The 24,440-nt window shown below is 52.2% G+C and carries 20 protein-coding genes and 1 riboswitch; of the genes, 10 read left to right on the top strand and 10 right to left on the bottom strand.

All coding sequences use genetic code 11. The features are described 5' to 3' along the window. Positions 1-319 precede the first annotated feature (319 nt). On the bottom strand, positions 320-1,195 hold the full coding sequence (locus PsWM33_RS16535) for an SMP-30/gluconolactonase/LRE family protein (protein WP_063300939.1): 876 nt from the start codon (positions 1,193-1,195) through the stop codon (positions 320-322). Between the two features lie 125 nt (positions 1,196-1,320). Continuing rightward, on the bottom strand, positions 1,321-1,788 hold the full coding sequence (locus PsWM33_RS16530) for an Lrp/AsnC family transcriptional regulator (RefSeq protein WP_057460911.1): 468 nt from the start codon (positions 1,786-1,788) through the stop codon (positions 1,321-1,323). Between the two features lie 156 nt (positions 1,789-1,944). On the opposite strand from PsWM33_RS16530, the gene ald reads away from it, so the two are divergent. The 3 genes from ald (at position 1,945) to PsWM33_RS16515 (ending at position 4,657) form a co-directional block, all read left to right on the top strand. Next, positions 1,945-3,078: an alanine dehydrogenase gene (gene ald, locus PsWM33_RS16525; RefSeq protein ID WP_057460912.1), complete on the top strand. Its 1,134-nt coding sequence runs from the start codon at positions 1,945-1,947 to the stop codon at positions 3,076-3,078. Between the two features lie 169 nt (positions 3,079-3,247). Further along, positions 3,248-4,195, top strand: a complete 948-nt coding sequence (locus PsWM33_RS16520; protein WP_063298107.1) for a hypothetical protein — start codon at positions 3,248-3,250, stop codon at positions 4,193-4,195. A gap of 42 nt (positions 4,196-4,237) precedes the next feature. Next, positions 4,238-4,657: a VOC family protein gene (locus tag PsWM33_RS16515; protein WP_063298106.1), complete on the top strand. Its 420-nt coding sequence runs from the start codon at positions 4,238-4,240 to the stop codon at positions 4,655-4,657. Between the two features lie 21 nt (positions 4,658-4,678). Here the strand turns inward: PsWM33_RS16515 and PsWM33_RS16510 are convergent, their stop codons facing one another. The 6 genes from PsWM33_RS16510 to zwf form a co-directional block, all read right to left on the bottom strand. Continuing rightward, positions 4,679-4,942 carry a glycine zipper domain-containing protein gene (locus tag PsWM33_RS16510; protein WP_063298123.1) on the bottom strand — a complete coding sequence of 88 codons (264 nt, stop codon included), beginning with the start codon at positions 4,940-4,942 and terminating at the stop codon, positions 4,679-4,681. A gap of 194 nt (positions 4,943-5,136) precedes the next feature. Beyond that, the gene (locus PsWM33_RS16505; protein ID WP_063298105.1) at positions 5,137-5,412 is read right to left on the bottom strand and encodes a glycine zipper domain-containing protein; all 276 of its coding nucleotides are present in this window, start codon (positions 5,410-5,412) and stop codon (positions 5,137-5,139) included. Positions 5,413-5,529: 117 nt separating this feature from the next. Beyond that, positions 5,530-7,173, bottom strand: coding sequence for a glucose-6-phosphate isomerase (gene pgi / locus PsWM33_RS16500; protein WP_063301120.1), 1,644 nt, complete (start codon positions 7,171-7,173; stop codon positions 5,530-5,532). A gap of 232 nt (positions 7,174-7,405) precedes the next feature. Beyond that, the gene (gene eda / locus PsWM33_RS16495; RefSeq protein WP_063300938.1) at positions 7,406-8,047 is read right to left on the bottom strand and encodes a bifunctional 4-hydroxy-2-oxoglutarate aldolase/2-dehydro-3-deoxy-phosphogluconate aldolase; all 642 of its coding nucleotides are present in this window, start codon (positions 8,045-8,047) and stop codon (positions 7,406-7,408) included. Further along, on the bottom strand, positions 8,047-9,921 hold the full coding sequence (gene edd / locus PsWM33_RS16490; RefSeq protein ID WP_063300937.1) for a phosphogluconate dehydratase: 1,875 nt from the start codon (positions 9,919-9,921) through the stop codon (positions 8,047-8,049). Before edd ends, eda begins: the two co-directional genes overlap by 1 nt. A 237-nt stretch (positions 9,922-10,158) precedes the next feature. After that, positions 10,159-11,631: a glucose-6-phosphate dehydrogenase gene (gene zwf / locus PsWM33_RS16485; RefSeq protein ID WP_063300936.1), complete on the bottom strand. Its 1,473-nt coding sequence runs from the start codon at positions 11,629-11,631 to the stop codon at positions 10,159-10,161. Between the two features lie 481 nt (positions 11,632-12,112). On the opposite strand from zwf, the gene ade reads away from it, so the two are divergent. Continuing rightward, on the top strand, positions 12,113-13,828 hold the full coding sequence (gene ade, locus PsWM33_RS16480) for an adenine deaminase (protein ID WP_063301119.1): 1,716 nt from the start codon (positions 12,113-12,115) through the stop codon (positions 13,826-13,828). A gap of 241 nt (positions 13,829-14,069) precedes the next feature. Then, a complete protein-coding gene (locus PsWM33_RS16475; protein WP_063300935.1) occupies positions 14,070-15,737 on the top strand; it encodes a long-chain-fatty-acid--CoA ligase in 1,668 nt (555 codons plus the stop codon). 69 nt (positions 15,738-15,806) lie between these two features. On the opposite strand, the gene PsWM33_RS16470 is transcribed toward PsWM33_RS16475, so the two are convergent. Then, positions 15,807-16,781: a DMT family transporter gene (locus PsWM33_RS16470; protein WP_057462666.1), complete on the bottom strand. Its 975-nt coding sequence runs from the start codon at positions 16,779-16,781 to the stop codon at positions 15,807-15,809. 402 nt (positions 16,782-17,183) lie between these two features. Here PsWM33_RS16470 and PsWM33_RS16465 point away from each other — a divergent pair, with 402 nt between their 5' ends. Continuing rightward, the gene (locus PsWM33_RS16465; RefSeq protein WP_063301118.1) at positions 17,184-19,481 is read left to right on the top strand and encodes a xanthine dehydrogenase family protein molybdopterin-binding subunit; all 2,298 of its coding nucleotides are present in this window, start codon (positions 17,184-17,186) and stop codon (positions 19,479-19,481) included. Between the two features lie 76 nt (positions 19,482-19,557). Here PsWM33_RS16465 and PsWM33_RS16460 read toward each other — a convergent pair whose 3' ends face one another. Next, positions 19,558-19,794 (bottom strand): Lrp/AsnC ligand binding domain-containing protein, encoded by a 237-nt coding sequence (locus PsWM33_RS16460; protein ID WP_063300934.1) that lies wholly within the window; start codon positions 19,792-19,794, stop codon positions 19,558-19,560. 210 nt (positions 19,795-20,004) lie between these two features. Continuing rightward, positions 20,005-20,113: riboswitch (TPP riboswitch) on the top strand. A 41-nt stretch (positions 20,114-20,154) separates the two neighbouring features. Between PsWM33_RS16460 and PsWM33_RS16455 the strand changes: the two genes are divergently transcribed. The 4 genes from PsWM33_RS16455 to PsWM33_RS16440 all read left to right on the top strand — a co-directional run bounded on the left by PsWM33_RS16455 (position 20,155) and on the right by PsWM33_RS16440 (position 24,383). Beyond that, entirely contained in the window at positions 20,155-20,910 is a 756-nt protein-coding gene (locus PsWM33_RS16455) for a hydroxyethylthiazole kinase (protein WP_063300933.1), read from the top strand. Next, on the top strand, positions 20,910-21,713 hold the full coding sequence (gene thiD, locus PsWM33_RS16450) for a bifunctional hydroxymethylpyrimidine kinase/phosphomethylpyrimidine kinase (RefSeq protein ID WP_063300932.1): 804 nt from the start codon (positions 20,910-20,912) through the stop codon (positions 21,711-21,713). The genes PsWM33_RS16455 and thiD overlap by 1 nt, the downstream gene beginning before the upstream one ends. Before the next feature lie 13 nt (positions 21,714-21,726). Continuing rightward, positions 21,727-22,830, top strand: coding sequence for a TRAP transporter substrate-binding protein (locus PsWM33_RS16445; RefSeq protein ID WP_063301117.1), 1,104 nt, complete (start codon positions 21,727-21,729; stop codon positions 22,828-22,830). 293 nt (positions 22,831-23,123) lie between these two features. Next, positions 23,124-24,383 carry an OmpP1/FadL family transporter gene (locus PsWM33_RS16440; protein ID WP_063298098.1) on the top strand — a complete coding sequence of 420 codons (1,260 nt, stop codon included), beginning with the start codon at positions 23,124-23,126 and terminating at the stop codon, positions 24,381-24,383. Positions 24,384-24,440 lie beyond the last annotated feature (57 nt).

Below are 24,440 nucleotides of genomic sequence, written 5' to 3'. Positions count from 1 at the left end.
TGGTCACCCGATGGGCGTCTACACTGGCAGGCGTTTAGCTGTCACCGACACTCACATTTGCCTCTGGCCGGTGTGCTTGTTGCTGATGGTGCCTGCTCCCAATGCCTTTCGGAGGAGATCTTGTTTCATACAAAAACGCCCGGGCAAGGCGAGCAGCCAATGCCGAAGAAACTAATTTACTCACAATGCGCAGGCATCGCCTGCTCGCCTTGCTCACCCCGTATTTGGGGGCCCAAACGACAACACCTCCGGACATGAGCCAGCGGTGCTAAATCTGTTTGTTTTTTTGGATGCAAGGCAGGCCCTTTTGGCGCAGCGCTTAGCCAAAGCGGCAGGTTGGCAGGCCTTTGTGCTCTACATCCATTGCAAAGAGACCACCTGATTTAGGGAACTCTTTGAGAAGCTCGTCATCTCCATGCGGGCGCAGGCTTGCCACGACCAGTGTATTGAGGCTTGGACCTGCAAAGCACGGAATAGTTGGGCGTGGGACTGGCATGGCGATGGATTGCAGCAGCTGTCCTTCCGGGTCAAAGCAGTTGACGTTGCCTGCTGAGACGCCTGCGGACCAGTAGTTGCCATCGGTGTCTGTTGTTGCGCCGTCCGGTCTGCCCACTGTGTTGTCCAGCTGCAGGAACTTGCGCTGGTTGGTGATTGCGCCGAAGTCACGGTCGAAATCATAGGCGAAGACTTCGCCGGAGCCGGTGTCAGAGTGGTACATGGTCTTGTTGTCCGGAGACCACGCCAAGCCGTTGGAGGTTCTGATCTCTGTCGCGATTTGCGTGACATTGCCGTCTGGTGTGACGCGATAGAGGCTGGCGATTGGTGTTCTTGGACTGATGTCGTCCATGGTGCCCACCCAGAATGCGCCGTCAGGTCCAACCTTGCCGTCGTTCAGACGAGTACGTGGATTATCCGGCTCAATCTTCGCGATGACCTCGTACATTTTGGTGCCTGTATCAAACAGGATGATTTCGTCTTTCATCGCCACGATGAGGCGACCGTCTTTACAAAGACCGAAGGAGCCGACGACTTTCGGGAAGTCCCATGTGGTGACTTCTTTGCTATCCCAATGCATTGCGTGGATCTGTTTTCCGAGGATGTCGCAGAAGAACAGGTGTTTTGTCAGTTCATCCCAGAGGAGACCTTCGGCCAGCTCGTAGCGACCGTCCAGCAAGCAAGTGATAATTGGGGTCAAAGTCGTGCTCCATACTCATGCAGCCCGGGAGAACTGCAGCAATATACAATTGAGCGTTGTTATAGAGAGGTTTGGCAGAAGCGTCGAGTATGCCTGTGAGAAAACCGCAAGGTTTTCGAGGTGAATTAGCTCTCTGAAATTGGCAGGGCGCTGCCTTGTTTGGTGGAGCGGATCGCGAAGGAGGAGCGCATGCGCACAACGCCGGGGAGGCGGGTGAGGTGGTCACGGTGGATGCGCTCAAAATCAACCGGATCATCGGCCATCACACGCAGGATGTAATCCGCATCGCCGCCCATGAGGTGGCACTCCATGATCTCGGTGGAGCGATCAACAGCCTTCTCAAATGTTGAAAGGGCTTCTTCTGACTGAGAGCCGAGCGAGATCTCGACAAAGACACTCATACGCTTGCCCAGCTTTTTCGGATTGAGCAGTGCGACGTACTTCTCGATGACGCCTTCACCCTCCAGAGTCCGGACACGACGCAAGCAGGCAGAGGCGGACAGACCCACATGATCTGCAAGATCAGAATTGGAGATACGGCCATTGTCCTGCAGCGCGCGGAGGATCTTTTTATCAAGCTTGTCGAGTTTCATAGCTTTGCCGTTTTCGCAGATTATTGTGTCTGAACGATGTTTATTCGTAGATGTTTGCTAAAATGTACCGTGTCGTGCGCACATTGCAAGCATCTGCAGCTGAGATTTCCATAAGCTATGTAGAAACACAAAGCCGAAGCTGATTGGGAGATTGTGATGCTTGTTGGTGTTCCTAAGGAAATAAAAAATCACGAATATCGCGTTGGTCTGACGCCAGACAGCGTGCGTGAAGTTGTTGCTCATGGCCACGACGTGGTTGTTGAAACCAATGCTGGTGTTGGCATTGGCGCGAGCGATGCTGACTATATTGCAGCTGGCGCATCCATCCTGCCGACTGCTGCAGACGTCTTCGCGAAAGCAGAAATGATTGTGAAGGTGAAAGAACCTCAGGCTGTTGAGCGCAAGATGCTCCGTCCTGATCACCTGCTGTTCACCTACCTGCACCTGGCTCCGGATCCAGAGCAGACTGCTGACCTTGTCGCCTCCGGCGCGGTTTGCATCGCTTATGAAACCGTAACTGACGAAAAAGGCCGCCTTCCTCTGCTGGCGCCTATGTCTCAGGTTGCTGGTCGTCTTTCCATTCAGGCTGGTGCAACTGCACTGCAGAAAGCCAATGGCGGCGCTGGTGTTCTGCTTGGCGGTGTACCGGGTGTTGCTCCTGCGAAAACCGTTGTGATTGGCGGCGGTGTTGTTGGCGCCCACGCAATTGAAATGGCAATCGGCCTTGGCTCCGATGTTACCGTTCTGGACAGAAACGTTGATGTTCTCGACGCCCTTTCTGCTCGCTTCGGTTCCCGTTTGAAGACAGTGTTCTCCAACCGTGCCGCGCTTGAGAAAGAAGTTCTGGCTGCTGATCTGGTTGTTGGTGCTGTTCTGGTGGCTGGTGCAGCTGCGCCGAAACTGGTGACCAAAGAGCACATCAAGGCGATGAAGCCGGGTTCTGTTGTGGTTGACGTTGCTATCGACCAGGGTGGTTGTTTTGAAACCTCCCGCGCAACAACTCACCAGGATCCAACCTACATCGTGGATGAAGTGGTTCACTACTGCGTGGCAAACATGCCAGGCGCAGTGGCTCGCACCTCAACATACGCGCTGAACAATGCGACCTTGCCTTACGTTCTGGCGCTGGCTGACAAAGGCTACGCAGCTGCTCTTCGCGACATTCCAGGCTTCCTGCCGGGTTTGAACGTTTATAAGGGTCAAGTCACTGTTGCTGAAGTTGCTGAGAACCTTGGCTACACTTACGTAGCTCCAGAAGCTGCTCTGGTTCAGGAAACTGAAGCGGCCTGAAAGTCTAAGCGGACTTAGAGATTAGAAGCGGGAGCCACTGGCTCCCGTTTTGCGTTGGTAAAGGTTCTGTTTACCCTGTCACCGGTTTGCTGCGGCGTTAATGAGTTTGCAGGTGCGGTTTCGATATACTGGTCAAAATTTACTAGTATTTTTCTGATTGGGCGGCGTCATGTATCATGATTTGGAATTGGTTCTTCAGCATGATTTGATTGTTGAATGGAAAGAGCATTACAAAGAGGTGTTCGGCAAGCACACGCTCCTGCTGAACAACCGCCTGCATGAGTTACCTGTGTTTCTGCCAGAAAACCTGGCGCGGTTGATCGAGACCACTCCCTCTGAGCACTATGATTTTGTTCGTCCCGGTGCGATTGGCACCAAGAAGTCCCAATGGCTACAGGGCAGCATTGAAGGTACCAAAGGCGAGGATGTGCTTCGTGCTGTAGAAGAAGGGCGTTTCTGGCTTTCTCTTCGTGCACTTCAGGAATGGGATGAGGGCTTCAAGCAGGTCACGTCGAAGATATTTGATGAGCTCGAGGTGAGGGTTCCGGGCTTTGAGACCTTTAAGCACAAGACCGGGATGCTGATTTCTTCCCCCGGTGCTCAAGTGTACTATCATGCAGATGTACCCGGACAATCCTTATGGCAGGTGAAGGGCCATAAGGACGTTTATATTTATGAAAGTACCGCACCGTTTCTTTCTGATGAGCAGTTGGAAGGTATCTTCCTTGGGACGACCGAAGAAGAGATCCGCTTTGAGCCCTGGTATGATGAGTTCGCTACAAAGGTGACGCTGAGCCCGGGTGAGATGGCGCACTGGCCGCTTAACAACCCGCATCGGGTTGAGAACCATGATGAAGTGAACATCTCGGTGACCACTGAGCACTTCACCACTGAGGTCAGGGATTTTTATGCGATTATCTATGCCAATGGTTTGCTGCGTAGAGCAGGGATCTCTGGCAATCGGCACAGCGTTGGTGTGATGAAATACGCCAAGATGGCTTTGGCGGCTGCGCATAAGATGGTTTGGAAAAAGTTGTTTCAGAATAAGCCTGTCGCCAAGAGCCCGCGCAGTTTCAAGCTTGATATGTCTGCATCGGACTTTATGACAGACCTTTAGGTCTGTCGGTAACCTGCAAAAGACTGGCGGGGAGGGGACCAAATGGAAGTACACAAAGGACGTTTGATCGATCACGTACATTTGGTGGTACGAGATCTGCAGATGAGTTCCAAGTTCTACAAGACGAGCCTAGCCACTCTTGGCAGATCACTCACCCATGAAACTGATGAGTTCTTCATCTTCGACGAGCTGTTTGTCACGCCTGCAACAGATGGCAACGTTACCAGAGTTCATCTGGCATTCATGGCCAACTCAGAAGATGAAGTGCGTGCGTTTTATCAAGCTGCTCTGGATAATGGGGGCCACGATAACGGAGCACCGGGCCCGCGTTCCTATCATCCGGGATATTATGCAGCTTTTGTTCTTGATCCTGATGGCAACAACATTGAGGCGGTCTGGCATGGACCAGCAGACCGGTCCTGTGAGAGTGTTGTTTTTACCCCGCATGACCCGCCTGACTGAGCCGGGTTGGCTGCGGGCGTGTCAGCAGCGGTAGTAGTAAGGGCGGCCATGTCTGTCGTAGCCGACACAGCGGCGCGGGGTGGTGGCTGCACCAATCAACCCGCCTGCAACGGCACCGATACCTGCACCGGCAAAGGCCGCGCCAACATCCCCTGTTGCTGCTCCAATTGCAGCGCCGGTGGCGGCACCAAGACCACCGCCGACGAGGACGCGGTCTGTTCGGTTATACTCACTGCAAGCACCGAGTGTGAGCAGGGTGGCTGTTATGATTATTGCTTTTCTCACGATCCTACCCATGGTCTGATTGTTTGAAATCCACGGTAGTGCTTGATCTGTTGCAGATGAGTGAATGTCGTTGACGAGATGGGAAGGTGGTTAAGCTGATACTGTTTGTCTTTTGAGAGTTGTAGGTATGCAACGCAAAAAGGCCCCGCAATTGCAGGGCCTTTGGAATTTTGTAACCAAATTTTTTGCGAGGCTTATGGGCACTTCACGCGGTATGGGCGACCGTACTGATCATAGGCAGTACAGTTTTTCGGAGTTGTCACATTACCAACAATGCCGCCGGCTACACCGCCGATTGCTGCACCTGCAACTGCAGACCCCACGCCACCACCTGTGGCCGCGCCGATGGCTGCACCAGTCGCAGCACCAAGGCCACCGCCAATGAGAGTTCGGTCTGTGCTTGAGGATGTGTTACAACCAGCAAGGGCAAGCAATGCAACACTTACACCAGCAAGAGTAATTTTTTTCATTTTTTCCAGTCTCCTTTTGCTGCCAATCCCAATTTGACCGGACCCCGATACCTCCTGGCAGCTCTAACTTTGTGAGGCTGAGCTAACAAAAAGAACATGGTTAAAGTTTGTTAAAAATTAGAGGCTCCTTGCCTTCTTTAGGTATTTTAACAAGCCTTGGGTCGAACTGTCTTTGTTTGCTGCGGATTGGCTGCCTTCAACCATTGGCAACAGCTGTGTCGCAAGTTCTTTTCCAAGTTCAACACCCCACTGGTCGTAGGAGTTGATGTTCCAAATCGCTCCTTCAACGAAGACGCGATGTTCATAAGACGCGATCAATCTACCCAGTGTGAATGGATCAAGACGATCATAGAGGAGGGTGGTTGAAGGCCGGTTACCCGGGAAGACCTTTTGTGGAGCTAGTTTGGCAATCTCTTCTTCAGATTTTCCATCTTTACGAAATTTGTCTTCAACCTCTTCCAGAGAACGGCCACGGAGCAGGGCTTCACTCTGGGCAAGGCAGTTTGCCAGAAGGAGATTGTGGTGGACTTGCAGGTCCTCTTCGTGGCTGTTGGCAGCAACCAGAAATTCGCAAGGAATGATGCTCGTGCCTTGGTGGATCAGCTGGTAGAACGCATGCTGACCGTTGGTGCCGGGCTCACCCCAGACGATCGGGCCGGTCTGGGTTTCAACAGCAATGCCGTCTTTGGTGACGCTCTTGCCGTTGGATTCCATGTCCAGCTGCTGCAGGTAGGCAGGGAAGCGGGCGAGGCGCTGATCATATGGCAGAACTGCGCGGGTGTCGTAACCCAACACGTTGCGATGCCAGACGCCGATGAGGCCCATCAGGAACGGGATGTTGTCTTCAATCGGGGTTGTGCGGAAGTGATTGTCCATTGCATGGGCGCCGCCGAGGAAATCGGAGAATGCGTCCGGGCCGATAGCGATCATAAGCGGGAGGCCGATTGCGGACCAGATGGAGTAACGTCCGCCGACCCAATCCCAGAAGCCAAAGACACGCTCTTCGGAAATGCCAAAGGCTGCGACTTTTTCCAGTGCGGTGGAGACAGCTGCAAAGTGTGCTCCAACAGCTTCTTCGCCGTTATGCTTTGCAATCCAACGACGGGCCGTTGCCGCGTTGGTCATGGTCTCAATAGTGGTGAAGGTCTTGCTGGCGATGATGAAGAGGGTTTTCGCCGGGTTCAGCTTCTCCAGCGTGTCGGCGATGTGTGCGCCGTCTAAGTTGGAGACGTAGTGCAGGTTTGGGCCATCATGGTATGGGGCCAAAGCCAGAGTTGTCATCACCGGGCCAAGGTCAGAGCCACCAATGCCGATGTTGACGACGTCCGTGATTTTCTCGCCGGAGTGGCCTGTGATTTCGCCAGAGCGGATGCCTTCTGCGAAGTCGCCCATGTTGACGAGAACTTCGTTGATGTCAGGCATGACGTCCTTGCCGTCCACCAGTACCGGGTTTTCGGACTGGTTGCGCAGGGCGGTGTGCAGCACGGCGCGGTCTTCTGTGGTGTTGATGTGCTCACCTGCGAACATGGCATCGCGTTTTGCTTCAACATTGGCAGCGCGTGCGAGTTCGAGCAGGAGCTCCAGGGTTTCTTCAGTCAGCTTGTTCTTGGAGAAATCGTAGAGCAGGTCGTCAGAAGAGCGGGAGAACTTATCAAAACGAGAAGGATCTGCAGCGAAGAGATCGGTAATCTTAGTGGAATGAATGGCCTGAGCGTGTTCATCAAGGCGCTTAAAGATATCTTTTGGATTAGCTGTCGGCATCGAGGCCTCCATTTATTCTTGTAATAGCTTCTGGCTGGCAGCGAGTGTCGCGCCTTGCCAATTTACCGTAAAGCAGCTTGCTCGTTTTTCAGGACGTGCAAACTGCTCTAAAGTTTTGTTTTTATGCGTCTTCTTACCCGGAAATATGTTCATGCTTTTTAGGAGTATGACAGGTCCTTGATGTAAGGCCCCGGGTAAGAAATTCAATGCAAACAATCGTGATGGTTTGCGATTAAACAGTCAATGCAGCTGCTTCGCGAGCCCGCTTTTCAATGCCTGCCCAGTCTTCAGATTCAATTGCTTTTGCGTCTGCGATCCATGACCCACCAACGCAAAGGACGTTAGGCAGAGCAAGGAAATCACGTGCGTTGCCAAGGTTGATACCACCAGTTGGGCAGAATTTAGCCGCAGCCAGAGGAGAAGACAGACCTTTCAACATTGGAGTGCCGCCAGCTGGAACAGCTGGGAAGAACTTGAGACGCTCATAGCCTGCTTCCAGAAGCTTCATCACTTCTGACGGAGTGCATGTGCCCGGAAGCAAAGGAGTTTGCTGGAAGTCTTCAGCAGCTGCGATCAGATTGTCTGTTGCGCCCGGAGAAACGACAAATGTTGAACCTGCTTTGACAGAGGCTTCGTACTGCTGATGGGTGAGAACGGTACCTGCACCAACCAGAGCGCCTTCCACGTTGTCAGCAACTGCTTTGATGCAGTCCAGAGCGTTTGGGGTGCGCAGGGTGATCTCGATGCCGGGGATGCCACCATCAACGAGGGCCTGAGCCATTGGCACTGCTTTTTTAGGGTCATTCACAATGAGAACTGCGATCACCGGGGCGGCGGTCATGATTGCTTCTACGCGCTCGATATTCTGAGCCATTACACTGTCTCCATTGCGCTGACCGTGTCAGCATTCTGTTGGGTTTTGCTGATTTGCTCCAGATTGAAAAGGCGAGCGCCGGTGTCGGCGGAGCTCACGTTTGCTCTGAAGCTTGCGAATAATTCTCGTCCAGTTCCACTCTGGTAAGCTTGCAGGTCTGCAGGTGCGGCAGGTCTTTGCGCAAACTCATCTGCAGGAACAAGCAGCTCCAGCGTACCGCTTACTGCATCAAGGCGCAGCAAGTCACCGTCCTTTACCTTTGCAATTGGTCCGCCATCCATGGCCTCGGGAGTAACATGAATTGCAGCTGGGATCTTGCCACTGGCACCGGACATCCGGCCATCTGTTACAAGTGCGACTTTATACCCCCGGTTCTGCACAACGCTAAGAGGCGGTGTCAGTTTATGGGCTTCTGGCATGCCGCAAGCTTGCGGGCCGACGTAGCGGAGCACGACAATCACATCTTTGTTGAGTTCGCCAGCTTTGAAGGCAGCTTCAACATCTTCCTGCGTATGGAAGACCTGAACTGGGGCTTCGATGATATGGCGATCAGGTGCGACAGCAGAGGTTTTGATGATGGCAGAGCCGAGGTTGCCTGTGAGGACTTTGAGGCCGCCGTCTTTGTTGAACGGAACGGACATTGGCGCAAGGATGGTTTCATCCAGTGCCTTAGCTGGGGCTGGCTTGCGGAGGACGCCGCCCTTGTCATCAAGGAAGACATTGACGGTGTATCCGTCCAAGCCAGTTCCGTTGACTGTTTTAACGTCTTTGTGCAGCAGGCCTGCATCCAGCAATTCGCGGATAAGGAAGCCCATTCCTCCAGCTGCTTCAAAATGGTTTACATCGCTTTTGCCGTTTGGATAGACGCGGGCGAGCAGCGGGACGACTTCGGAGAGGTCTGAAATGTCCTGCCAGGTGAGTTGAATGCCAGCCGCGGCTGCCACGGCAACAAGATGCATGGTGTGGTTGGTGGAGCCGCCTGTTGCGTGCAAGCCAACGACACCGTTTACGATCGCGCGTTCGTCGATGATCTCAAAGAGCGGCGTAGGTGTGCTGCGCTGTGCGGTGAGTTCGACAACTTGTGTGACTGCTTCTTCAACCAATGCTGTGCGCAGGGGCGTCAGCGGGTTGATGAAGGAGCTGCCCGGCATGTGCAGGCCCATGATCTCCATCAGCATCTGATTGGAGTTTGCAGTGCCGTAAAACGTACAGGTGCCGGGAGAGTGGTAGGATGCGCTTTCAGAAGCGAGCAGTTCTTCGCGGGTTGCTTTGCCTTCTGCAAACAGCTGGCGGATGCGGGCTTTCTCGTCGTTGGCAATGCCGGAGGTCATTGGGCCCGCTGGCAGGAAGATAGCAGGCAGATGGCCGAAGGACAAAGCGCCGATGAGCAAGCCGGGAACAATCTTATCGCAAACACCGAGGAACACAGCTGCGTCAAACATGCCGTGGGACAGGCCTACGGCAACGGACATGGCGATCAGGTCGCGGGAGAACAGTGACAGGTCCATCGCTGGCAGACCTTGCGTGACACCATCGCACATGGCTGGTACGCCGCCAGCAACCTGAGCTGTCGCCTGAATTTTGCGGACTGTTGCGCGGATAATTTCCGGGTAGCTCTCATATGGTTGGTGGGCGGAGAGCATGTCGTTGTAGGCAGTGATGATACCGAGGTTTGGCTGCTTGTCTGTGGCGAGGTGCTGCTTGTCAGTTGCGGGGCATGCAGCAAAGCCGTGTGCAAGGTTTGTGCAACCGAGGTTTGTACGTTGTGGTGCTTGGGTATGCTGCGCCTGCATGCGACGAAGATAATCTTGTCTGCTCGCGGCGCTGCGTTCAATTATGCGATCCGTAATCTCTTTGAGGCGAGGGTGAACCATGTCTTTTGCTCTGCCTTTTGTTCTTTGACTTTTCATCAGTCAAACCGAATGACCAGCTGCGGGAATGGGAGGAGGAATCCCTGTTATTGGTCGTTTTAATCGATTTAAATTCTGAGCCTAATTTTTATTGTGACAACTCTGCCCATAGGCAATTTTGATTGTTTCGGGGATTGGCGCAAGTGGGAGAAATACTTGCTAGGGTGGTGAGGTGCCGTGGGACCGGCACCTGCAACTTAATCAGTATGTTTCGTCATGCCATGTACGACCATCACGCTCGATAAGGGCGATGGAGGCCGATGGGCCCCAGGTTCCTGAGGTATAAGGTTTTGGAGCTTCTTTGATCTGGGACCACTGCTCGAGGATCGGGTCGATCCATGTCCATGCCGCTTCTACTTCGTCTCTGCGCATGAACAGGGTTTGGTTGCCACGGATCATATCCATGATGAGGCGCTCATAAGCATCCGGATGACGGGAGCTAAATGCTTCAGCAAAGGTCATGTCCAGCGGCACTTCACGCAAACGCATGGAGCCTGGGCCCGGGTCCTTAATCATCACCTGCATTTTCACGCCTTCATCTGGCTGTAGGCGGATGACCAGCTTGTTTGCAGCAATGCGTCCAGCATCTGGCAGGAAGATGGAGTGAGGCAGATCTTTGAATTGAATGGTGATTTCGGAGACACGAGCGGCGAGGCGTTTGCCTGTGCGCAAGTAGAACGGGACGTTGGCCCAACGCCAGTTCTCGATGTCTACTTTGGCAGCTACGAAGGTTTCTGTGTTGGAATCGTTGCGACCCAGTTCTTCCAGATAACCCTTTACTGCACCGCCCGCGGATGCGCCAGCGCGGTACTGGCCGCGAACAGTGTTGCGCTCGACCATTTCGGTGCTCATTGGACGGAGGGCTTTGAGCACCTTCAGCTTTTCGTCGCGAACACTGTCTGGTGCCATGGATTCAGGTGGTTCCATAGCAACGAGGCAAAGCAGCTGAAGCAGATGGTTTTGAACCATATCGCGCAGAGCGCCAGCGGTGTCGTAGTAACCAGCGCGGCTCTCAACGCCGAGTGTTTCTGCCACGGTGATCTGTACGTGGTCGATGTGAGCCGCGTTCCAGAGTGGTTCAAACAGTACGTTAGCAAAGCGCAGAGCCATAAGGTTCTGAACGGTCTCTTTGCCGAGGTAGTGATCGATACGGAAAATCTGGTGCTCTTTGAAGACGGAACCGATGGTCTCGTTAACGTCGTGAGCAGACCTGCCGTTCTTGCCGATCGGCTTTTCGATGGTTACGCGGGACGTCTCTGTTACGAGATTGTGTTCGCCAAGGGCGGAACAGATTGGGCCGAAGAAGTCTGGAGAAACAGAGAGGTAGAAAGCGCGGACAACGTCTTCGCGGCCTGCCAGTTTTTGTTCCAGAGCTTCCCAACCGGTGTTCTGAGCGACGTCAACGGACACATATTGGATACGAGCGAGGAAGCGTTCGAGAGCTTCCTGATCGATTTCAGCGACGTGCTCACAAATGGCAGTCCGGGCCCAGTCGCGGTATTCTGTGTCGCTGAGCTCGCGGCGGGAAACTGCGATGATGCGCGCGTCTTCGCCCAGATGACCGACTGGTTCGCGATGATAGAGAGCTGGGAGCAGCTTGCGGTGTGCAAGATCGCCGGTGCCTCCAAATACAACGAGATCAAATGGGTCAGATTGTGCTGGACGGTTCGCCATGGAGTTCCCTTAGTCGTGAGCCGGTATCGGAAATCCGGCTTCAATTGCTTGGCATGCGGTATCAGTTGGAGAATTTGCAGGAGCAAGCCAACAGGCCAACTGAATTAAATTTGATTGTAGAGTTGTGAGAGGCGCGGACGTGAGCCGCAAGCTTGGCAGTTAGACTGCTCTTATCTGCATCAAAACTCATACAAAGGTTGCATTTATAAAATTGCACCTCTGTTTGATGCGGGTTTCATCAAAATGCAAGCAAAAATACGAATGTGCCTAGAAACTAGGCAGTTCGGCGTGCTGAAAGGGGAAGCCGCTATCAAAATAATGCAGTTTCTGTGGGTTTTGTTTTCTGACTGTCATGATTTGTACAATTCCAACAAGCATTTGTAATGGCGGCATTGGGGAGCTTGCGATCTTTTGCTAGGCTTGCCCCAAGGGAAAATTAAATGAGGAAGCATGCCCTATGCTTCCTCTGGGAGGAAATGGCATGAAATCTCGTCAGCAAAAGGTTGCCGGTTTAAAAACACTCATCGATCAGGGGCAGGGCAATGTGCCTGCCGATCTGGTGCTGAAGAATGTTGAGCTGTTCAATGTGATCGACGGCAGTCTGACGAAGACCGATATTGCGATTTCTGGCAAGACGATTGTTGGGACATATGACGACTACAGCGGTGTGAATGAGATCGACTGTAGCGGCAAGATTGCCGTGCCGGGCTTTATCGATACCCATCTTCACGTGGAATCATCGTTGGTGACACCGTTTGAGTTCGATCGTTGCGTGCTACCTCACGGTGTGACGACTGCGATTTGTGATCCGCATGAGATTGCCAATGTGACTGGTGCTGCAGGCATCAAGTACTTCCTCGACAGCTCTGTTGAGACCATTCTGGATTTACGGGTGAACCTGTCTTCCTGTGTGCCTGCCACTAAATTTGAGACTGCTGGTGCTCAGTTGGAGATTGATGATCTTTTGCCGTTCAAGGATCATCCAAGCGTTATTGGTTTGGCGGAGTTTATGAACTTCCCTGGTGTGTTGGCTGGCGATCCAGATGCTTTGGCTAAGATTGCTGAGTTTGAAGGGGAGCATATTGATGGTCATGCGCCTTTGGTGCGTGGCAAAGCCTTGAATGGCTACCTTGCCGCGGGCATTCGGACTGATCATGAAGCGACCACTGCAGAAGAAGCATTGGAGAAGATCTCTAAGGGCATGATGATCCTCATCCGTGAAGGATCCGTCTCCAAGGATCTGGATGCTCTAGCGGCTGTCCTGACACCTGAACGGGCCAGTTTTGTTGCGCTTTGTACGGATGATCGGAACCCGCTTGATATTGCGGAGGAGGGACATCTTGATTGTCTCATCAAGCGCCTGATTGCTCATGGATGCACACCTCGTGATGTCTACCGTGCGGCAAGCTGGTCAGCAGCCACTGCGTTTGGTCTGCGAGATCGCGGATTGATTGCGCCGGGTTGGCGTGCGGATATTGTGCTGCTCAATGATTTAGAAAGCTGTGATGTGGCTCAGGTGATCAGTGCTGGGCGTGTGGTTTCGGATGAGTTGTTTGCCAGCCGCAAGTTGATTGAGCCGGAAGGATTGCTGGACAGTTGCCATGCTGAACCAGTGCATGCAGAGAGTTTCCGTGTGCCTGCGCAGCGCGAAACATCAGTGATTGGTGTGAAGCCGGGGCTGATTATCACTGAGCATCTGAAGATGGATCTACCGGTTGAGCATAATTATTCCCAGATTGACTTGGGGCAGGATGCTATCAAAGTGGCTGTCGTGGAGCGCCATGGAAAGACTGGGAACATTGCGACAGGGTTTGTAAACGGTTTTGGAATGACATCGGGTGCGATTGCCTCCTCTGTTGGACATGACAGTCACAACATCTGTGTGGTTGGCGCTGATGAAGAGGCCATGGCAATTGCTGTAAACCGATGCATTGCGTTGCGCGGTGGATTTGTGGTTGCTGAAGGTGATGAAGTCCTGGCTGAGATGGAACTGCCACTTGCCGGATTGATGAGTTTGGAGCGATTTGAGGTGGTCAAAGAGCGTTTGGAAGTGCTGCGCAAAGCTGCAAAATCGCTCAATTGTGTTTTACCAGAGCCGTTTTTACAGGTCGCATTCTTGCCTCTTCCGGTTATTCCCCACCTTAAAATTACTGATTTTGGGCTTTTTGACGTGTCGAGTTTTCAGCTCATTCAATAGAGCAGGGCTTTGATATCTCTCGGGTTCTCGAGAAAAAATCAGTGGAATTGAGTAATGTGTCGCATTGGAGGTCAACCGTATGTCTGGGTTGACGCAATGGTAAACCGGCCGCAAATTCCACGCAAAGCATGATGATATAAGGTTTTTCTGATATGTTGCGCACATGAACCTTGGCGTTCAGCTTCGGTTTCCTGTCAACTTCGTCTGAAGAACAATAATAATTCGGGGAGGAGATCTGCGCATGGCGACAGGTCGTGAGGGACAAGTAGAATTTCCAATACGTACTATCGATAGCTATCTGGACGATACGGTCAAAAACTATGCGCACCGTCCGGCTATCTACTTCATGGGCAAATCAACAAGCTACGGCGAATTGGGAGATTTCGTTGAGCGTGCTGCAGGTGCCCTGCAGGCGATGGGTGTGAAGAAGGGCGACAAGATCGGCCTTTGTCTGCCTAACACGCCGTACTACACCATTTTCTATTTTGCGATCATGAAAATTGGTGGTGTCGTCGTCAACTTCAACCCGCTTTATGTTGAGCGAGAAATTGCGTTCCAGGCGCGGGATTCTGGCGCACGCATCATGGTGACCATGGATCTTTCTGTGATCTATGATCGTGTGGAAGCTGTTCGTCAGGAAGGTGCTCTGGACAACATCATTGTTTGTCCGATGGCGGATATTCTGCCTCAGCCTAAGAAGCTGTTGTTCCAGCTGTTCAAGCGGAAGGATGTTTCCAACATTCCAGCTGATAAAGCTCACATCCGCTTCAAAGATTTTCTTGCAAAGTCCAAAGGCATTACTCCGGTTGAAATCGAGCCGAAGGAAGATGTGGCGATCCTGCAGTATACCGGTGGTACCACTGGTGTGCCTAAGGGTGCGATGCTGACGCATTACAACATCACATCAAACATGGAGATGCTGGAAAGCCATTACGGTGGCTTGAAGCGCGGCTACGAGAAGACACTCTGTGTGCTGCCATTCTTCCATGTGTTTGCGATGACTGTTCTGCAGAATCTTTCCATTCTAGGTGCGGCAGAAATGCTGCTTATGCCGCGGTTTGACCTGAAAGAACTGCTTGATCTGGCTGCGAAGAAGAAACCAACCTTGTTTGCTGCTGTGCCAACGCTTTACACCGCGATCAACAACAGTGAGCTAACTAAGAACTACGACCTGACATCAATCCGCTATTGTATGTCTGGTGGAGCGCCGCTGCCTGTTGAAGTGAAGCAGAAGTTTGAAGCCCTGACAGGCTGTGTTCTGGTGGAAGGCTACGGTCTGACAGAGAGTTCTCCGGTTGCCTCAGCCAACCCGATGGACGGAACTGGCAAAGACGGTTCTATCGGTGTTGTAATGCCGGGGACGACTGTTGAGTTCCGTGATCTGGATGAGCCTGAGAAGATCGTTGCACAAGGCGAAAAAGGTGAGCTTTGCATCATCGGCCCGCAGGTCATGAAGGGCTACTGGAACCGTCCTGATGAGACCGCCAAGACTTTGGAAGGTGGCCGTGTCTTGCACACTGGCGATGTGGGTTACATGGATGATGAGGGTTTCATCTTCCTTGTTGATCGCATCAAGGACCTCATCATCTGCTCTGGTTACAACGTGTATCCGCGTGTGATCGAGGAGGCGCTTTATCAGCATCCGTCCGTTGCTGAGGTCATCGTGATTGCTATTCCAGACGGCTATCGCGGGCAGGCACCGAAGGCGTTTGTGAAGCTGAAGGATGGTCAGAGTGCTACTGCAGAGGAGTTGAAAGACTTCCTGAAGGGGCACATCTCCAAGATTGAAATGCCGAAGGCGATTGAGTTTCGGGAAGAGCTGCCAAAGACCATGGTTGGTAAGCTCTCCAAGAAAGAGCTGGTTGAGGAAGAGGCTGCCAAGACACGCAGCACTGAAAACGCCAGTTGATAGCTACTTCGTGAAAAAAGAAAAGCCCTCGCATTTGCGAGGGCTTTTTGCTTGAGCTTAGCGGTTTCTCTAGTGCGTTTTCGTGGGCGCTGTTCCAGTTGCCACTTTCTTGCCCAGCACAGTCTCGCGGTGCAGGGTGTAAAGGGAAGCTGCGACGATAATTGCGCCGCCGAGATAAGTGGTCCAGAGCGGCCAGATGCCGAAGATTACGACAGAAATGATTGCCGCGTAGACAAGGCGGATATAATCAAACGGTGCAATCACAGAGGCCTCACCAAACTTGAGGGCCTGAATGTTGCTCATCTGAGCACTCCAGCTAACACCTGCCAGCAAGAGCAGTAGGATCGCATCATTTAGGTTGATTGATACCCAATAATAGATGCCGAAGGGGGCCATGATCAGACCCACAAAAGTTGCTTGAAAGGTCAGAATCGTGATGGGCTGATCAACCTGAGTGACCTTGCGCAGGATGATGCCTACGAGTGCGGCACAGGCTGAGGCCAGGATCGCCATGAAGCTGTAGATGCTCATTTCCGCGCCGGTGCCGGGCTGGACGATGACCATCACCCCGATGAAGCCAAGGATAGTTGCCGAAATTCGGTGAATGCCAATGACTTCCTTCAGGAAGAAAACTGCGAAGATCGTGATGAAAAACGTGCGCGCAAAACCAATCACTGTGCTTTCAGCAAGCGGCAAGTGAATGACTGCGGTGAAGCCGAAATACATTGCAGAGGACGCAAGCAGTATGCGGCCCAGGTGAAGCAGTGGAGCCTGTGTTTTGAGCGAACCCGGAAATCCTTTGATAATGATCGGTGCTGAGATCACCAGCATGAAAAACTGGCGAAGCATAAGGATTTGCGTAACGTGTAAGCGGTCGCCGAGCAGCTTGATGATGGTGCTCATGACGGCCATAAGGAATGTTGCCAGAAGGGCCCAGCAGATGCCGCGTGTGTTATTAGAAAGGCTCTGCCATTTTGCGGAAAACCTTGTTTTTAACGCAGCAGATGATGAGCTGCCTTCAGGCTCTGCTGAAGGAACAGGCATGTAACTGCTTTCGAAGCTGCCTTGATACGATCAAAACGACCAGACCCGATGTCTGGTGCAAAATGGTGTGCGCCAGGGGGCGGACAACGTAACAAAGATCAGATGGGTGTATGGCTTAAATAACCTAATGTTTGCGGTTTGGTCAAATTCTAAAACAAATTTTAGCTTGAGAGTTTCGACAGTAAGCACGAAGCTGCCGACAACTTATAGCTCTAAGTACCCTTCCGTAATTTGCTCTAAATAATGCGATAATGACCTTAAGTCACTCTGGGAAATACACCTCTGCAGTGAACCAGAAAACACTTGCAGCTTGAGAAAAGCACTGTACGTTCTCTGCTGATACGTAAAAAGCTGTATTGGGAGGTGCGGTGTTGGGTCGCTCTCCAGATTTCTGAGGTTTTCATGAATCAGGTTGCTACACCGAAGTTTGGAATTGGTGCTCCCGTTCGCCGAAAAGAAGATGCTGCCTTTATTTCTGGCAAGGGTCATTATACGGATGATCTGAAGGTGGCTGGTGCAGCACATGCCGTTGTTTTGCGGTCTCCTCTCGCGTTCGCGAAGTTCACTTTAGAAGGAGTGGATGAAGCACGGGCTATGGATGGTGTGCAGCTTATTTTGACTGCTGCAGATATTGAAGGAACGAACTCTATCCCATGTAAAGCCGTGCTTCGGCAGCTGGATGGGACGAAGCACTGGGTGCCTCATCGTGAAGTTCTTTGCTCTGATACAGCCCGGTTTGTTGGTGATGCTCTTGCGTTTGTTGTTGCCGATACGGTGGAGCAGGCGCGGGCTGCGATGGAGGCGATTGAGGTTGACTACGAGGATGTTGATCCGGCAATCGGAACTGAAGCAGCCTTAGAAGACGGCGCTCCGCTTGTATGGCCTGAGCATGGGTCTAATGAGGCCTTTCACATTGGTATGGGTAACAAGGAGGCGATGGAAAAGGCCTTCCAGAAAGCGCATCATGTTACCAAGATCAAGGTGATCAACAACCGTCTGGTGTCCAATGCGATTGAGCCTCGGGCTTGTATTGGCGAGTTTGATGGTGAGAGCGGCAGGTATACGCTGACCACTGGAACGCAGGGCGGTCATGGGATGCGTGATCTGATTGCCAAGAACATACTCAACGTTGACCCTAAAGATATCCGCGTTGTGACACCTGATGTGGGTGGTGGTTTTGGAACCAAGATGTTCACCTATCTTGAATACCCACTTTGCCTGATTGCCGCAAAACGTCTTGGTCATCCCGTGAAATGGCTTCAGGAACGTACTGAACACTTCATGTCTGATGCGCATGGCCGGGATAATGTATCCACGGCTGAGCTTGCGCTTGATGAAAACGGTAAGATGATCGGCCTCAAGGTGCATGTGCTTGCAAACATGGGCGCTTATCTGCATGAATTTGGCCCGGGCATTCCGCAGATCGGCATCACCATGACCCCCGGTCTTTACGATATCCCCGCAATATGGGTGGAAGCGACAGGCGTTTATACCAATACAGTGCCGGTGGATGCGTTCCGCGGGGCAGGGCGTCCGGAAGCGCTTTATCTGATGGAACGGCTGGCTGATAAGGCCGCGCATGAGATGGGTATGGATCCGGCGGAGTTTCGTCGTAAGAGCTTTATCCCCGACGCTGCCTTACCTTATACGACAGCGCTTGGCCGTATGTATGATACGGGTTCCTTTGGGGCTCATCTTACTAAGGCGCTCGACGAGATCCATTATTCGACGTTTGCGGAGCGTGAAGCGGAGAGCAAGGCAAAAGGTTTGTATCGCGGTGTTGGGCTATCGACTTATGTGGAGGCGTGTGCCTTTGCCGGCGGTGAAGAAGCCAAGCTTGAGCTGAATACGAACGGCAGCGTTACTTTGCTGATTGGAACGCAGAGCAACGGTCAGGGTCATGCCACCGCTTATGGCCAAGTCATTGCAGAACATCTTGGTTTGCAGCTTGATCAGGTTGAGATGGTGCAGGGGGATACGGACCGTGTGGCGACTGGCGGTGGTACCGGTGGATCGCGGTCTATTCCGATTGGCATGCCATCTGTGAAGGCGGCTTCTGAAACGCTGGTTAAGAAGATCAAAGAGATCGCCAGTGAGAAGCTTGAGGTTGGTGTTGGGGATCTCACACTTGAAGACGGGCAGGTGCGCGTGGTTGGTACCGACCAGCAGGTCAGCCTTGTTGATGTGGCTGGATCGCAACCGGATATCTTGAGTGCAGCGGAAAAAGTCATGCAGGATGAATGTACTTATCCAAATGGCACGCATGTGTGTGAGGTGGAGATTGATCCGGAAACGGGCAAGACGGACGTGGTCAGTTATGTGATTGTGGATGATTTTGGCGTGACGGTGAATCCGATGCTTCTGGCTGGTCAGGTGCATGGTGGTGCGGGGCAGGCGATCTCGCAGGCGTTGTGTGAGAACACGGTTTATGATGAAACCGGGCAGCTGCTGTCAGCGTCCTTCATGGACTATCATGTTGCGCGTGCTGATGATATGCCGAATTTCGACTTCTCGACGAGCAATGTTCCTTCCACGACAAATGCGATGGGTATCAAAGGGGCTGGTGAGGCTGGTTCTATTGGAGCGGCGCCGGCGGTGATGAATGCTGTGCAGTATGCGCTGCGCAAGAATGCAGGTGTTGAGCATATAGATATGCCCGCGACGCCGGTTGCTGTGTGGAGCGCAATTCAGGATGCTTAAAGCTAAGTTATCAAGACTTTAGAGCTTGAAAAGAGATTGTGCAGGCGGGCTGGTGTCCCGCCTGTTTTCGTAGGTATCAGAACGCTTTGAAGGTGATGATGGTTCTGGTGTCCTGGATGCCATCGAAGACCTGAACCTTGTCAGCAACGAAGTGGCCGATGTCGTCGTCATCGTTGACGTAGAACTTGGCCAGCAGGTCGAAATCCCCGGAGGTGGAGTAGATTTCGGAGGCAACTTCTGCGTCCGCAATTGCATTGGCAACCTGATAGGTTTTTCCGAGCTGGCATTTGATCTGTACAAAGAACGGAATCATTAATCTGCTATCCTTCTGTCCCGTAAGACTGATTTGTCTTTCAGGGCTGCGCTCAAAATTGAGTTTGCGTTGTTTTGTGAGCATTTTGCGTTGAAGCTGCGTTTTTTTGCAAGCTTTTGCGTTTTTTAAGCGAAATCTACCCCCAGTTGCCTTTTGTCGCTGCCTCTCGTTTCCGCTTGCAGTTCGCTCTCTTGTTTGCTAGCAAAAAATTCTAACCAATGGGGGTGCTCGGAAGTGACTGACGGGCTGAGAGGCGCAAAGCCAACTCCTAGAACCTGATCCGGATTGTGCCGGCGGAGGGAATTGGGATGAGTACCAAGGTAATCGTTCCCGCCGTAATCTATAGGGGAGCGAAAACAAATGTCCTACACAACTGAAAATCTCTGGGAAGTCTTTGAGAGCGTGCGTGAGCGTGGGGTTCGGGTTCATTGCCTGACGAACTCTGTTGCGCAGAGCCTTACCGCGAACATCATGTTGGCTTGTAACATTGTGCCGTCCATGACAGCGGCCCATGATGAAATTCCTGCATTTGTCGAGAGTGTTGACGGGTTGCTCCTCAATCTTGGTACGCTGGATGGAAAGCGGCGGCATGGTATTCGGCTTGGGCTTGAAGGGGCTGCCAAAAAATCTATGCCCGTGGTGCTGGACCCAGTTAAAGTAGATCGCTCAGACATTCGCATGGAGTTTGCGAAAGATATTCTGAACGAGAATGTTTCGATCCTCAAAACAAACATGACTGAGAGCGCTGGGCTGAGTGGGGCTGTCACCGAGAACACATTGATAGTGCGCACCGGTATTGAAGACGCTGTGTTTGGCCGGGAGACGACCTATACCGTGGGCAATGGGCATGCTTATATGGACAAGGTGACTGGCATTGGCTGTGCGCTGGGCGGTGTGCTGGCTGGTTTTGCCGTTACCGAGCCGGATAAGGAACTTGCCGTGCTTGCTGCACTTGCTGTCTATGGTGTATGCGGCGAGATTGCCGCAGAGCAGGCGAACGGGCCGGGAAGCTTCACTCCAGCTTTCATAGATACCCTTTATAGCTTGAAGGCTGACCAGTTCAACGAGCGTCTCAAGCTCGAAACAATGAATAATAAAGGTGGGGTATTGGCCTAATGAGTGCGATTGCAGTCACAATTGCAGGGTCGGATTCCGGTGGTGGTGCCGGAATTCAAGCAGACCTGAAGGCCTTTTCGGCTCGCGGTGTCTATGGGGCCAGTGTCATCACTGCACTGACGGCCCAAAACACCAAAGGTGTGACAGGTATTCATGATGTGCCGCCAGCATTTGTGGCGGAGCAAATGGATGCTGTTTTTTCTGACCTGAAGGTGGATGCTGTGAAAATCGGCATGCTTTCACAGCCAGAGATTATCGATGTTATTGCCACAAAGCTGGCGGAATATGATGTTAAGCGCGTCGTTCTTGATCCGGTGATGGTGGCCACTTCCGGAGATGTTTTGCTGCAAAACTCCGCTGTTTCCGTGTTGAAGCAGAAGCTGTTTCCAATTGCGGCGTTGATTACGCCGAACATGCAGGAAGCAGCCTTTTTGCTTGGGCAGCCGCTGGCTGGATCTCGTGAAGACATGCACAGACAAGCATTGCTGCTGCTGGATATGGGTGCAAATGGGGTTCTGCTGAAAGGCGGGCACGGATCTGATGATACCTGTGATGATCTCTTCCTCTCTTACGATGTGGAGAGGTGGTATACAGCCTCACGGCATGACACGAAGAATACACATGGGACTGGCTGCACCTTGTCTTCTGCGATTACAGCCGAGCTTGCCAAAGGGCTAGCGCTGCAAGATGCCATTGGTGAAGCAAAAGAGTATATTAGTCAGGCGATCAAAGCTGCGGATACGCTTGATATAGGCGAGGGACATGGGCCTGTGCATCATTTCCATGAATTCTGGTCTGAGTAATAAGGCGGAGATAATGACCAAGAACAAAGAAAACAATCTGACCCGCCGTCAGGCGCTTGGGCTTACAGCCGGAGCGGTTGCTGGAAGCGCTGCACTTGCTGCGCCAGCACTGGCTCAGGATGCTGATCCGGTCATCGAATGGCGCATGGTAACCAGTTGGCCGAAAAACCTGCCGGGTCCTGGAATGTCTGCGCAACGCATTTGTGATCGCATCAACATTATGAGCAATGGTCGGATGCGTGTTCGCCTGTTTGCTGCTGGTGAGCTGGTTCCGGCTTTTGAGGTGTTTGACGCTGTTTCAAGCGGTACTGCACAGATGGGCCATTCAGCTGCCATGTACTGGGCTGGCAAGATGCCCGGATCAGTGTTCTTTACGACAATTCCGTTCGGCCTTTTGCCTCAGGAACACACTGCATGGGTGGATCAGCTTGGTGGTCAGGAGCTCTGGGATGATCTTTACGCGCCATTTGGTGTGAAGCCGTTTATGGGGGGCAACACTGGCCCAACCATGGCTGGCTGGTATCGTGATCCTGTTGAGACGCTGGATGACCTGAAAGGCCGGAAGCTCCGTATCGCTGGCCTTGGTGGTGAGATCTTGCGTAAGCTTGGTGTTACTCCGGTCAATATTCCAGCCTCCGAGATTTTCACCAGTCTGCAAACGCGTGTGGTTGATGGTGTCGAGTTCCTTGGTCCATGGAGCGACAGTGCGCTGGGCTTTCAGAAGCTGATCAAATACTACTACGGTCCGGGCTTCAATAAGCCGAATGGCACGGGTGAGGCTATCGTGAACGCTGTTGCGCTGGAGGGGCTGTCTCCAGAACTACAGGTGGTGGTTGAAGAGGCTTGCCGCGTGGAAGCTGATCTCGCTCTGTCTGAAGCAAATGCACAAAATGCTGCCAGCCTGAAAGTGCTGCAGGAAGAGCATAGTGTTGAAGTGCGTGAGTTTCCGGAGGAGGTGCTAACCGCCTTGAAGGAAACCAGTGCTGAGGTGCTGGATGTTTACACCCAGAAAGACAAGAGGGCTCGTAAGATTTATGAGGGTTACATAGAAGCGCAGAAGCTTCTGGCGGGGTGGAGCGCTCTTTCATTGGGCAAAAACATCTCTGCAAGAGGTTAGTCGGCAGATCAAATCGTGTTTGAAGGGCCCTCCATATGGAGGGCCTTTTGTTATGCGGACGTTTTGTCACAGAAAATGTTTCAGTGTACCTGCCTGAAATGCGAATAACCAAGTGATTGTGAGCCCGCTAGGTATTGTTGTTTTGTGAAGTTAGCTCCCTTTACCCTTAAATATGCCAGTGCAATTAGTTTGTAACATTTTCCATTCTAGTGAAGAGAGCCGAATCAATAAGTAACTCGTAGTTTGATCATGGCACTGCTTGATTGTTTTCTTGAGAACAGAAAGTACCGTGCATGTCCAGATATCTACCCATTACGATCGCTAGTCTTTCTTCTTTGCTGATTGCGTCTGATGCTTTTGCCGGTGCTTTTGCTGTTCGTGAGCAATCGGCGTGGTATCAGGGACTTTCCTTTGCGGGAAATGCGACCATCTCGAAAAGCCTCTCCAGCATGTATTGGAACCCGGCGACCATGACTGGCCATGATGGGGTGCAGATGGAATCCTCGCAGACCATCGTGTTTCCACGTGCAACGGTTGATCTGGATACGGCGACGATTGATTTCTTTCCTGTACCGATTACGGGAGTTCCATATTCCTCCGGAGATATTGGAGTAGATGCTTGGGTGCCTGCAGGTTATGGGACTTGGAAGGTGAATGATCGTCTGTCTCTCGGGATCAGTTCGAATGCGCCTTATGGTTTTGAAACCAAACCTCAGATTGAGTGGGCGGGGCAGGTCTATGCGAGGTCTTCCCGCGTTCTAACTGTCAATGTTACACCAACGGCTGCTTACGAACTGACTGATAAGTTCTCGGTCGGGGTGGGCTTGCAGCTTCAGTATATTCAGGTTCGATTAAAATCAGGATTTGGGGTTGCTGCAGCGGCTCCAACTGCAGAGTTGCGTGGTGAAGATTATAATCTTGGGTTTGGGGCAACTGTTGGAGCGCTCTTTAAGCCATGGAAGGGTACTCAATTGGGTATCGGATATCGTTCTCCGGTTGAGCAGAACCTGAAAGGGCGGCTGGTTATTGGAGGTAATGCACCAATTCCTATTCGTGCGAACATCATTATGCCGGAAACAGTAACCGTTTCCTTCCAGCAAGAGCTGAATGAGCGTTGGCGCGGGATGGGGACGTTTGAGTGGACACACTGGTCACGCTTTGGAACGTTCCCTGTTTTTGATCTACAAGGTACCGAAGTTTCTAATCTTCCATTTCAGTACAGCGATGGCTATTTCATATCTCTTGGGACTGAATATGACTTTACCAGCAGTATTACAGGACGATTTGGGGTGGCCTATGAGTGGTCTCCGCTTAATGAAGGCAACCGGGGTCCGCGTTTGCCTGATGCTGATCGCTTCTGGCTCAGTGCTGGGCTGAGCTATTTCTACGAGGATTGGCTTGAAGTTGATTTTGGCTATTCGCACTTATTCCCGGTAAGCGAAAAGATTAACATCATGCCTGGCCACCCGTTCTATGAAGGGATTACCATTCAAGGACCGGTCAATGACACTAATGTCGACATTATCAGCTTTGGCGCCCGTTTGAAGTTCTAAGAGTTTGCTGCAATAGCTGATTTGGTTTGCCTCCCGGCGGTTTGATTGCGGGGAGGC

The organism is Pseudovibrio sp. WM33 (genome assembly GCF_001623165.1).
Classification (GTDB): domain Bacteria; phylum Pseudomonadota; class Alphaproteobacteria; order Rhizobiales; family Stappiaceae; genus Pseudovibrio.
Note: the sequence above shows the minus strand (reverse complement) of the source record. Positions and strands in the feature narration are given on the sequence as shown.

What these genes read in the sequence shown, in the direction of transcription:
- PsWM33_RS16465 (WP_063301118.1), top strand. Translation starts at nt 17,184, where the DNA reads ATGAATCAGGTTGCTACACCGAAGTTTGGAATTGGTGCTCCCGTTCGC.
- edd (WP_063300937.1), bottom strand. Translation starts at nt 9,921, where the DNA reads ATGGTTCACCCTCGCCTCAAAGAGATTACGGATCGCATAATTGAACGC.
- PsWM33_RS16475 (WP_063300935.1), top strand. Translation starts at nt 14,070, where the DNA reads ATGGCGACAGGTCGTGAGGGACAAGTAGAATTTCCAATACGTACTATC.
- ald (WP_057460912.1), top strand. Translation starts at nt 1,945, where the DNA reads ATGCTTGTTGGTGTTCCTAAGGAAATAAAAAATCACGAATATCGCGTT.
- PsWM33_RS16515 (WP_063298106.1), top strand. Translation starts at nt 4,238, where the DNA reads ATGGAAGTACACAAAGGACGTTTGATCGATCACGTACATTTGGTGGTA.
- thiD (WP_063300932.1), top strand. Translation starts at nt 20,910, where the DNA reads ATGAGTGCGATTGCAGTCACAATTGCAGGGTCGGATTCCGGTGGTGGT.
- PsWM33_RS16530 (WP_057460911.1), bottom strand. Translation starts at nt 1,788, where the DNA reads ATGAAACTCGACAAGCTTGATAAAAAGATCCTCCGCGCGCTGCAGGAC.
- PsWM33_RS16445 (WP_063301117.1), top strand. Translation starts at nt 21,727, where the DNA reads ATGACCAAGAACAAAGAAAACAATCTGACCCGCCGTCAGGCGCTTGGG.
- eda (WP_063300938.1), bottom strand. Translation starts at nt 8,047, where the DNA reads ATGGCTCAGAATATCGAGCGCGTAGAAGCAATCATGACCGCCGCCCCG.
- pgi (WP_063301120.1), bottom strand. Translation starts at nt 7,173, where the DNA reads ATGCCGACAGCTAATCCAAAAGATATCTTTAAGCGCCTTGATGAACAC.
- PsWM33_RS16455 (WP_063300933.1), top strand. Translation starts at nt 20,155, where the DNA reads ATGTCCTACACAACTGAAAATCTCTGGGAAGTCTTTGAGAGCGTGCGT.
- PsWM33_RS16505 (WP_063298105.1), bottom strand. Translation starts at nt 5,412, where the DNA reads ATGAAAAAAATTACTCTTGCTGGTGTAAGTGTTGCATTGCTTGCCCTT.
- PsWM33_RS16520 (WP_063298107.1), top strand. Translation starts at nt 3,248, where the DNA reads ATGTATCATGATTTGGAATTGGTTCTTCAGCATGATTTGATTGTTGAA.
- PsWM33_RS16470 (WP_057462666.1), bottom strand. Translation starts at nt 16,781, where the DNA reads ATGCCTGTTCCTTCAGCAGAGCCTGAAGGCAGCTCATCATCTGCTGCG.
- PsWM33_RS16440 (WP_063298098.1), top strand. Translation starts at nt 23,124, where the DNA reads ATGTCCAGATATCTACCCATTACGATCGCTAGTCTTTCTTCTTTGCTG.
- ade (WP_063301119.1), top strand. Translation starts at nt 12,113, where the DNA reads ATGAAATCTCGTCAGCAAAAGGTTGCCGGTTTAAAAACACTCATCGAT.
- PsWM33_RS16460 (WP_063300934.1), bottom strand. Translation starts at nt 19,794, where the DNA reads ATGATTCCGTTCTTTGTACAGATCAAATGCCAGCTCGGAAAAACCTAT.
- zwf (WP_063300936.1), bottom strand. Translation starts at nt 11,631, where the DNA reads ATGGCGAACCGTCCAGCACAATCTGACCCATTTGATCTCGTTGTATTT.